General features: G+C 40.4%; 11 protein-coding genes and 1 pseudogene. 9 read left to right on the top strand and 3 right to left on the bottom strand.

Annotation, left to right across the window (positions count from 1 at the left end):
• Positions 1-364: pseudogene (locus HWQ44_RS07955) on the top strand (serine hydrolase); the annotation flags it as partial.
• Positions 365-433: 69 nt separating this feature from the next.
• Here the strand turns inward: HWQ44_RS07955 and HWQ44_RS07950 are convergent.
• Complete coding sequence (locus HWQ44_RS07950) at positions 434-1,237, bottom strand: M15 family metallopeptidase (RefSeq protein WP_292717186.1); 804 nt, start codon at positions 1,235-1,237, stop codon at positions 434-436.
• A 102-nt stretch (positions 1,238-1,339) separates the two neighbouring features.
• Between HWQ44_RS07950 and HWQ44_RS07945 the strand changes: the two genes are divergently transcribed.
• Entirely contained in the window at positions 1,340-2,260 is a 921-nt protein-coding gene (locus HWQ44_RS07945; protein WP_292717198.1) for an AEC family transporter, read from the top strand.
• Positions 2,261-2,291: 31 nt separating this feature from the next.
• On the opposite strand, the gene tsaB is transcribed toward HWQ44_RS07945, so the two are convergent.
• The gene (gene tsaB, locus HWQ44_RS07940) at positions 2,292-2,948 is read right to left on the bottom strand and encodes a tRNA (adenosine(37)-N6)-threonylcarbamoyltransferase complex dimerization subunit type 1 TsaB (protein WP_292717183.1); all 657 of its coding nucleotides are present in this window, start codon (positions 2,946-2,948) and stop codon (positions 2,292-2,294) included.
• A 72-nt stretch (positions 2,949-3,020) separates the two neighbouring features.
• Positions 3,021-3,146 carry a hypothetical protein gene (locus HWQ44_RS07935; protein ID WP_292717180.1) on the bottom strand — a complete coding sequence of 42 codons (126 nt, stop codon included), beginning with the start codon at positions 3,144-3,146 and terminating at the stop codon, positions 3,021-3,023.
• 15 nt (positions 3,147-3,161) lie between these two features.
• Between HWQ44_RS07935 and HWQ44_RS07930 the strand changes: the two genes are divergently transcribed.
• The 7 genes from HWQ44_RS07930 (at position 3,162) to HWQ44_RS07900 (ending at position 8,720) form a co-directional block, all read left to right on the top strand.
• Positions 3,162-3,362, top strand: a complete 201-nt coding sequence (locus tag HWQ44_RS07930) for a hypothetical protein (protein ID WP_292717177.1) — start codon at positions 3,162-3,164, stop codon at positions 3,360-3,362.
• 107 nt (positions 3,363-3,469) lie between these two features.
• A complete protein-coding gene (locus HWQ44_RS07925; protein ID WP_292717174.1) occupies positions 3,470-4,774 on the top strand; it encodes a Tudor-knot domain-containing protein in 1,305 nt (434 codons plus the stop codon).
• A gap of 200 nt (positions 4,775-4,974) precedes the next feature.
• Positions 4,975-6,093, top strand: coding sequence for an aminoglycoside phosphotransferase family protein (locus HWQ44_RS07920; RefSeq protein ID WP_292717171.1), 1,119 nt, complete (start codon positions 4,975-4,977; stop codon positions 6,091-6,093).
• On the top strand, positions 6,090-6,629 hold the full coding sequence (locus HWQ44_RS07915; RefSeq protein WP_292717168.1) for a DOMON-like domain-containing protein: 540 nt from the start codon (positions 6,090-6,092) through the stop codon (positions 6,627-6,629). The genes HWQ44_RS07920 and HWQ44_RS07915 overlap by 4 nt, the downstream gene beginning before the upstream one ends.
• A gap of 334 nt (positions 6,630-6,963) precedes the next feature.
• Complete coding sequence (locus tag HWQ44_RS33515; RefSeq protein ID WP_334728592.1) at positions 6,964-7,236, top strand: chaplin; 273 nt, start codon at positions 6,964-6,966, stop codon at positions 7,234-7,236.
• Positions 7,237-7,408: 172 nt separating this feature from the next.
• Positions 7,409-7,723, top strand: a complete 315-nt coding sequence (locus HWQ44_RS07905) for a rodlin (RefSeq protein WP_292717165.1) — start codon at positions 7,409-7,411, stop codon at positions 7,721-7,723.
• A gap of 79 nt (positions 7,724-7,802) precedes the next feature.
• Entirely contained in the window at positions 7,803-8,720 is a 918-nt protein-coding gene (locus tag HWQ44_RS07900) for a MauE/DoxX family redox-associated membrane protein (protein ID WP_292717162.1), read from the top strand.
• The last annotated feature ends 286 nt before the right edge of the window (positions 8,721-9,006 follow it).

Below are 9,006 nucleotides of genomic sequence, written 5' to 3'. Positions count from 1 at the left end.
CTCGCTGAATTCGACTCAAATCCTGGCTCGTCAATATTTAGATGCGTTTGCCCTGACCCTTGATCTGATGTGGACTCCTTATTTTCCCAATCAGGGCGATGATTGGGAAAAGTTGAGATATGTTGCAGGTTTAGGTTGGTGGGTATTCAATTATGGCGATCGCCGAGTAGTTGGTCATAATGGTTCAATATTAGGATTCGCAAGTAACATTACCCGCTTTATTGATGACAAAATTACTGTGATTTTACTTTGCAATCTAGATAAAATTTCTCGACCAGATGCGATCACTAAGAAAATTGCTGAATACTACTGTCCAGTTCTTACAGAACTAGTGCTTCAGCCTCCATTAGGGGAGAGGGAGTAAAACCAGTTACTCCTGACTCTGCCAATTTTGAATTTTGGATTTAATGAAAAATCTAAAATCGAGTAACTCCTATGGCGATATCTTAGCGGGTTTCAAATTTCTGGCTTTATAGAACATTTCTAAGCTATTGCGATCGCCTACAAAACGCCAGTGCCAAGGCTCATAACTCACACCTTGAACATTATCTTTGGGAAATGACATTTCAAAGCTAAAACGTGCTGCATTTGCTTGCATCCAACGATAAGCCTTGGTATTGTCAAAGTTAGTTTGGAGATTAGTTGCTGGTACTGCTCCGTCTCCAATATCCACAGCATAACCTGTGTGATGTTCGCTATGACCAGGAGGAGCGCTGAGGGCAGCTCTTTCTGCTGGCGTCTGATTTCGCTGGGCACCGACACCAAAAAATAACTGCTCCTGGTCTTTGACTGAGCGAAAGCCAGAAATTGGTACTAAAATTACACCTGCACTCCGCGCTGCTGCTACCATCTCCTCAAACTTTTGGGCAGCAGATTTTCGCATTCTAATGCCCCTATTTGCGGAGATGGTTACTAGTTCTGACTCAGGGGCTTCTGGGTATGGAAAATGCCCTAACACAGTATCACTAGAATTATTAGAAGCTGCTGGAGTCGCAGGAGCAGAAGTAGCTGGTAAAGGTTGAGAATCAGCGGTTTTTTTGGGTGCAGTGACAAAAAACAAAAAACCGCTAATTAAAGCTAGCAGGATAAATCCTGTTACTCCCCCAATTAGCATAATTCTGGGTTGCAACCAAATTTTAGGTGTTGCACTAGGGGTATCGCGTACAGCCACTGGAATATCATCACCAAGGTCATTCGATGAGTTTTGCGGTCTTCCAGAAAACCCTGCCTTATTCAAGGGTAAACTCCTGTTTTTGTGGGATAGCCATAACAGATTTTGCACTGGACAAAAGTAGACGTAACAGGTAGCATTTTACATCTGTGGTTATTAGGCGCAATCTTGACAAACCTTTTAGAACTATACGTCAAGCTGGGAGGATTAGTCCTGGTAGGTTTTATTCTGGGACGCAAACTACCTGTGACAGTTCCTACACATTTAGGACAGTTTCTTTTTTGGGTGGGAGTACCTATAAGCATAGTATCGTTTTTGCGTCAATCTAGCTTGTCGGGTCAAATTTGGATTGCACCTGCGATCGCTTACCTAGCCATTGTACTAGGAGCATTTTTAGCTTGGTTAGGGATTAAAGGACAAGCCTATTTTAAAAATACCGTCCCCCAACAATCAACTCAGACTAGCTTGATATTAGCCGCAATGTTGGGTAATACAGGTTATCTTGGTTTTCCCATTACTTTAGCAATGGTAGGCAAGGAATACTTTGCTTGGGCGTTATTTTACGATTTACTAGGTTCATTCCCAGGAACTTATGCCTTGGGTGTGTTACTTGCAGCTAGTTTTGGTGGCGGTGTCCAGAATCATTGGCAGACGACTGCTAGGGCTATGTTAATTAATCCTGCCCTATGGAGTTTCGGATTTGGCTTGCTAGTTAGAGAAGCGACAATTCCCACAGTTGTAGAATTCTGCTTGGAGAAATTTGCTTGGTGTAGTGTAGCTTTATCTCTGGTGTTAATCGGAATGCGACTAGGGCTGCTCAAATCTTGGCGTAGCCTACCACAAGCAGGGATGAGCTTGGGAATTAAAATGCTGCTAGTTCCCTTGATATTGGGCAGTATCCTACCACTGATCGGATTAACTGGGCCGATAGCAAAGATAATCGTGCTACAAATGGCCATGCCTCCAGCTTTCGGCACACTGGTAATTGCTGAGACGTTCAATCTCGATCGCGATCTGGCAGTTACTGCCTTAGCTGCTGGGGCTATAGTATTGCTGCTTACTCTCCCAGTTTGGCTGTGGCTATTTTGATTTTGGATTTATTTATTGTGATGTATATCAGTTAAACTTCTACTGGATGCTGCCCATAATATGGTAAAGCCTCTGACCAATTAGGACACTTGCCCTCTTGCCAATCGAGATTAGCTAGTTCCAAAATACTTGTCACCGTCGCAGCTAATCCAGATTGGGCTTGAATTAGCTGATAATTAGTGTTCCAATTCGCTAAAGTTTCCTGCCATGCTTCTGGTGTCAACACTCTATCTGGTAAACATACTTTTAGTTGAGAAGTATTTGACTTAAACTGATAAATAGCAGCAAAAATTTGACCTCGTTGTGCTGGCATTTCCACAGCAATAGTTTTGGGATTTTGATTTTTGGCTGCTTCTGACCAAGCTACCGCAGCCAAAGTTGAAATCGCAAATACAGGAATATCTAACTGTTGTCCTAATGTCCGAGCAGTGACAACACCAATCCGAGTTCCCGTAAAGCCGCCTGGGCCTTTTGCAACTGCGATAAAGGACAAATCTGCCCAAGTTTGCGGTTTGATGAATTCAATTAAATATTGATGTATGAGGCTAGATAAATCACGCCCCAAATTCCAAACTTGAGAGCGAGTTTCACCTGCAAAATTACTAATTTCTAGCCCCAATTCAGGAGTGGTCGTGTGCAGTGATAAAGCGTATTTCGCTGTTGTGAGATGTTTGAGTTCTGTAGCCAAAGTTAATTAAAATATTGATTTTTCTATAGTTAACTTGATATCTCTATTCAAGCACATCATAGTTAGGAATTTTTACTTTGTTTTCATCCCCGTGAGGACGAGGATACCAAAATTATTAGTTTCCATCCCCGTGAGGGGTAAAGGAATCAAAACATTAAACTGACTCGCGTCACCCAAAGCAACAACATCCCATTCCATCTTAATCACATCATCTTGAGTCCGAATGTTGACATGGATGGCAGGTTAATTCGGATCAAAATTTGGTATTTGAGTGCAGTGAGGCTCTTGGTGCTGCCTTCCTACGGCAATAAATTTAAACTTGAAAGACTACTTGCGATCGCCTGTGGAATATCTTTAGGTGTAGCACCTGTTGTTTACATCGTTATTTTTTGGTCAGGTCAGGGAACTCTATAAATACAGTTCAGTAATTTGCCCAGCACCAACCAGAGAAAGGCTTGCTGTAGGGTGTGGGCTGCTCTGAACCGGATTCTAACGATATTTTGAGTTTTGAGGAGCGGCTGATGGATAAATCAATTATTCAGTTGGTTGACGAATTACCGACTGACAATATTACTGTCAAAGTTTTAAAGGCTCTTGATTATGTCGCACCAGGTGAATGGAGCAATTTAACGGGGTTTGAGAATAATATTCGCACCATTACTGGAGAAACCGATGCTAAGGTAATTCAGAAAATCCGCGATCGCGCTGTCACCTTATACGAAGATCCTCAACAAGGCTACGGGTTCGCAATCAAACTTTATCAAACGATTGATAAAGCAGACACAGCTATGGGAGCAGCGGCTTTAGCAAATAAAGTTAGTGAGAAAATCGGCTTTCTGTCTTTTTTAGGTAAAATTACTCCCAAAGCTGATGTCACTCAATCCATTGACTTGGTACTAAAAATAGCTGTCGAAATTATCGCCTTTTGCAAACTAAATGGTATTCCTCAACCTAATCCTCAAGAGTTTGCTAATTCCCTTGCTAATAACTATCAAAATGCATCCCTAATGCGGATGGTAGCTCTAGTTTGTCTAGACGGAATTCTGCCATTAGGCCCCGACTTCCTCAGCAAAATTCACGGAGTTATTAGTGGTACTGATACTAGCGTCATAGCTCAAAATCCCGTTTTCTTAGCTGTTAATAACTTTCTCCCAGGCAGTAATCCGTCTGATAAAGTTGGTTTTATCAGTCAGGGTTTCAACTCCGTGCAAGGCTGGATGAATAACTTAGTATCCAAGACAGGCGTAACCCCGCAATCAATTTCTAGTAATTTGGGTAATTTTATTCAGATTGCTGATGATAATTTAGATTTGGTTGCAGCATTCCTAGATCAAACTACCAATTACTATGAGCATACGGGAATTCAAACTGTAGCTCGCAGTTTGATTTTGCAAGCATACACTTTAGTGAAAGAGGAAATTAAACAAGAAGAGCAAAAGCCGATCCAAGATGTCTCATCTGCTGTCAAGTCAGATAAGAATCAGTATGAAGTAAGCAAAACAGTGGAAGTCTGGGATAATGAAGACGAGGATTGGTATCAGGGAACAATTGAGAAAATGCAAGATGACCAATTCTTTATTCATTACCTTGGTTACGGTTCATCTTATGATGAGTGGGTGGGCGAAGATGACATTCGCACTCGCGATCTTCGCGCTGCTGATGACAATGGATATGCAGTAGGTCAAAAGGTAAAATGTTGGGATGATGAGCAAGAGGCTTGGTATTCTGCAACTATTGAGCAAATCCAAGGTCAGCAATACTTTCTTCATTACATTGGTTATGACTCATCTTATGACGAGTGGGTTGATAACGATGAGATTTCCTAACTAGTTGAATTAGCAATTAGCACGGGGCAAAGACGATAGCAATATCTCCAATGGGCTACGTCTACTCGCCCGGTGCTAGTGTATGGTACTTTTAAAAATTCCTAATTGAATTACGAATTACGAATTACATTGATACTTGCGCTACGATATCCCCTATTGCTTTTGTGCAATGTACGTGAGGAGTAGTGCAGGTCAAACACATGACAAAAGAATTCAATACACAGGATGCTCGGAATCTGGTGGCGATCGCTAACCAATTCGCCCAACTGGGGAAGGTTATAGGCGTTAAAGCATTTGGCAGTGGTAATATAAATGACACCTTTTTAGCAACTCTAGATTCCTCAAAGGAACAACATTTTGTCTTGCAACGCATTAACACACAGGTGTTTCGTCAGCCACAACTGATTATGCAGAATATGCGTACCTTAACTGAACACGTTCAAAAAAGGTTGCAGGATACACCCCTTAATCGTCGCTGGGAAGTGCCACGCGTACTGTTGACCAAAAACGCTCAAGACCACTGGAAGGATGCAGACGGCTCATTTTGGCGGGCAATCAGCTTTATTCAAGGCTCCCAGTCCTTTGATAGTATGTGCGATCGCTCCCACGCGAAAGAAATCGGTTATGCCTTGGGGATGTTCCACAATCTGATCAGTGATTTGCCAGCAGAAAAACTTGCTGACACCCTTGAAGGCTTTCATATTACACCGTTTTATCTCCAGCATTACGAGGAAGTTTTGGCAAAAACTAGTGCGTCTCAATCTTCGGAAGTTAATTATTGTTTACAGTTTGTTAGCGATCGCCAAATCTTTGCACATATCCTAGAAAATGCCAAAGCTGAAGGTAAGCTACCCCTACGTCTGATGCACGGCGATCCCAAAATTAATAACATGATGTTTGACATTGTTACCCAGCAAGCCGTCAGCGTCATCGACCTAGACACCGTAAAACCCGGTCTGGTACATTACGATATTGGTGATTGCCTGCGATCGGGTTGCAATCCGGCTGGCGAAGAAACCGAGAATTGGGAAAGTATTTATTTCGATACCGATCTGTGTCAGGAAATCCTCCAGGGTTATCTCGCTGTGGCTAAGGCATTTCTGACCGAGAATGATTATGCATACATCTATGATGCCATCCGTCTAATTACTTTTGAACTAGGACTGAGATTTTTTGCTGATTATTTAGCAGGGAATGTCTACTTTAAAGTTAAGCACCCAGAACATAACTTAGCAAGAGCGATCGTTCAGTTTAAGCTGACTGAAAGTATTGAATCTCAAGAAACGCAGATTCGCAATATTATCAAAGATATGAAATGAACAACCAGACATTTTCCCTGCAACCCTTCCCTTCTACCGAGTCTTCTCCTAATTTGAAAATTACAGGCAATATCTGCCGAAATGCTAATCAACTTACCATCTGCTACAACCTTGGAGGCGATTTAAAAGAAATTGCAATTGTTCCACCATCAAATGCACCATCACGCAAGTATGAACTGTGGGGAGACACTTGTTTTGAGTTCTTTCTTGGCATCAAAGATTCTCTACGGTATTGGGAATTTAACCTCTCTCCCGCCGGACACTGGAATATCTATCGCTTTGATGGGTATCGTCAAGGAATGCAAGAGGAAACAGCTTTTGAAAAGCTACCATTTAGTGTTCATAATCAAGCCGACGGTTTAGCACTTGTGTTAGATGTCGATTTGGATAAAATCGTCTCGGCAGAACAAGAAATTGAAATTGGTATTACTACCGTTATCAAACACAGAGATGGTGAGGTGACTTACTGGGCGTTAACTCATCAAGGTGCGGAGGCTGATTTTCATCTCCGAAACAGCTTTATTGCAACGTTGTAAGTTATACCGAAAATTAATCTAAAAATACTAATAGAGTATCGACTCCTGAGTGTCAACTCATTTCTAACTGCTATAGAAGTCTTTTAACTGTTAGTTTGACATCTCTAAGTAAGAAAGGTGGGAAAGGTGGGAAAAGTAGGATCTTGAGTAAAAACTGTTGACAAGCTGTCAAATAACCTGTTAGTTTTCAAGTGGCTCTCAGGCACAATAAATTTAAAAGTAAACGGCTTATGCCTTATCAAATAGGAATTATCTGTTTTTTGATAATTCATCCAAGAGAGTCATAGCACACTCAATTACACAGTTTTAAAATAACCAAAAAGAGTCAAATCATATGTTAAAACTATTTTCAACAAAGAAACAAGCAATAAAACAAGTACCTACAGTCACTCAAGAAGAACTAGAATTGTTTGAAGAACTAGATGATGCTGATTTATTAACTATAGTTGGCGGAGTTGATGCCGTAATTGCTATTGGTTCTCCTGGAGTTATTTCGGGGAACGTTATTCAAGTACCTGTTCATGTACCCATTAATGTTTGTGGTAATACTATCAATGTGATTGGTCTACTTAACCCAGCTTTCGGGAATACTTGTGTAAATGCGTAACCATTTGCGCTCTATTGACTATTACGATTAAATGGCGATCGCAAGCATATTAGATAAATCTTTAAAAGGTTAAGGGATTTTTTTTGAAAAATTAATACATCTAAATCTGAAGTAAATTAAGCATTATAATATGCTTAAATCAATGCAACTTCAATTAATGAACAAAGAACTTATGACAAACAACAAAATTGCTGACTTGGAAACTAGCTTGTTTGAAGAATTGAGTGATGCAGAATTAATGGCAGTAGTAGGAGGTCTCGATCTATCTCCTCAGTTAGGATTAGTTCAAGGAACTCTCAATAAACCATGTATAGGTTTACCTGCTAAAATTAATGCTCAATCCCTACTTGGTGTAGTAAATGTAGGAGTTCAAGATATTAATATTTTAAGTAACCCACAAAATCAACAATGTACAGAGAATTCAACACAAGCAAAAGGAGATGAACCCCTGTCACACATACTAGATAATATACCAGTTTTGTCTTAAAATGGTTCTGCCGGTAGCTGAAACTTAGATGGTATATATAGCTATTGACTATTACGATTAAATGACGATCGCAAGCATTATGTATTCAATCTCTCTGATAAGTTCTTTGGTGGTTGGCAGTGTATTTCTGGTGACTGGTGTTATCAAAGCACTTGCACCAACAAGGTTTCTTATCCACATCAGTCAATTGCAGTTATTTCCACAAAAAGTGAATATAGGTGCAGCGATCGCTTTTACAATTATAGAGTGTGTCCTGGGAATATCCCTGATTTTGCGGCTGTTTCCCCAGTGGCTATTTATCGGTACAATTGTTTTACTATTGCTCCTATCAAGTTTAACTTACTGGAGTACTTCGACCAAACGCACAGATGATTGTGGTTGTTATAACGGTATAATTGATATCAGTCCCAAACAAAGCTTACTCCTCAATGCTCTCTACATTACTTTGATGGGGTTGGCTTGGTTTTATCCGGTTGCCGATATTTTAACTGTTTCCCAACAAGTGACAGCATTATTGATTTCTTTAACAACAAGTTGTCTATTAACTGCTGTTTCTTATGTGTATTTCTGGAAGAAGAAAAAACCTATTCTAGACTTAGATCCGCTTAAGGTTAATCGTCCTTGGCAACCCCAATGGCTAAAAGAATATCCCGAAAGTTTAACAACAGAAGAAAAACTGGTTGTATTTTTAATGCCTGGTTGTCCAACGTGCAAAAACTGGCTCAAAGTGCTAAAAGTCGTTCACCAAAGAACTGATTTACCTGATGTAGTAGCGGGAATTCCCCAAACATCAGAACAAGTTGAAGAATTTGTTCAATCTAATAATATCAACTTTCCGGTAGTGGCAATGAGTCCTACCGTCGTGGCACGCTTAACCAATGCTTTTCCAACTGGTGTATTGTTAGAGGAAGGTATAATTCGAGAGAAATGGTTGGGAGTAATGCCGCTAACCTTCGTGAAACGCGTTAAGCCAAGCTTATCTGTTCCTAGCAGCTAATTCTGAATCTGGTGCATCTTTGCTAACGCCGCGCTCTCGCTGGAAATCGGCGCACCCTTCAGCTTAAAAGAGCAAATTTATGTCTCGTCAAAAACGTACATCGCGCGTTTTAGAAAAAGCTGAATTAAGAGCATCTGAGATGAAGGTGTCTGCTAAATAATTTCGCTTAAGACAAGAGACGCGATAAATCGCCGTCTCTACAATAATTAGATAATAAATAAACTAATTTACTTCTTTCGTTTGATAGAGTTAATTAAAATATAAATAGGATATATAAATAAAAGCA

Origin of the sequence: Nostoc sp. JL34 (assembly GCF_017114945.1) — a bacterium.
Classification (GTDB): Bacteria; Cyanobacteriota; Cyanobacteriia; order Cyanobacteriales; family Nostocaceae; genus Nostoc.
The sequence above is the reverse complement of the archived record's forward strand: the minus strand, read 5'-3'. Positions and strand labels throughout refer to the sequence as shown.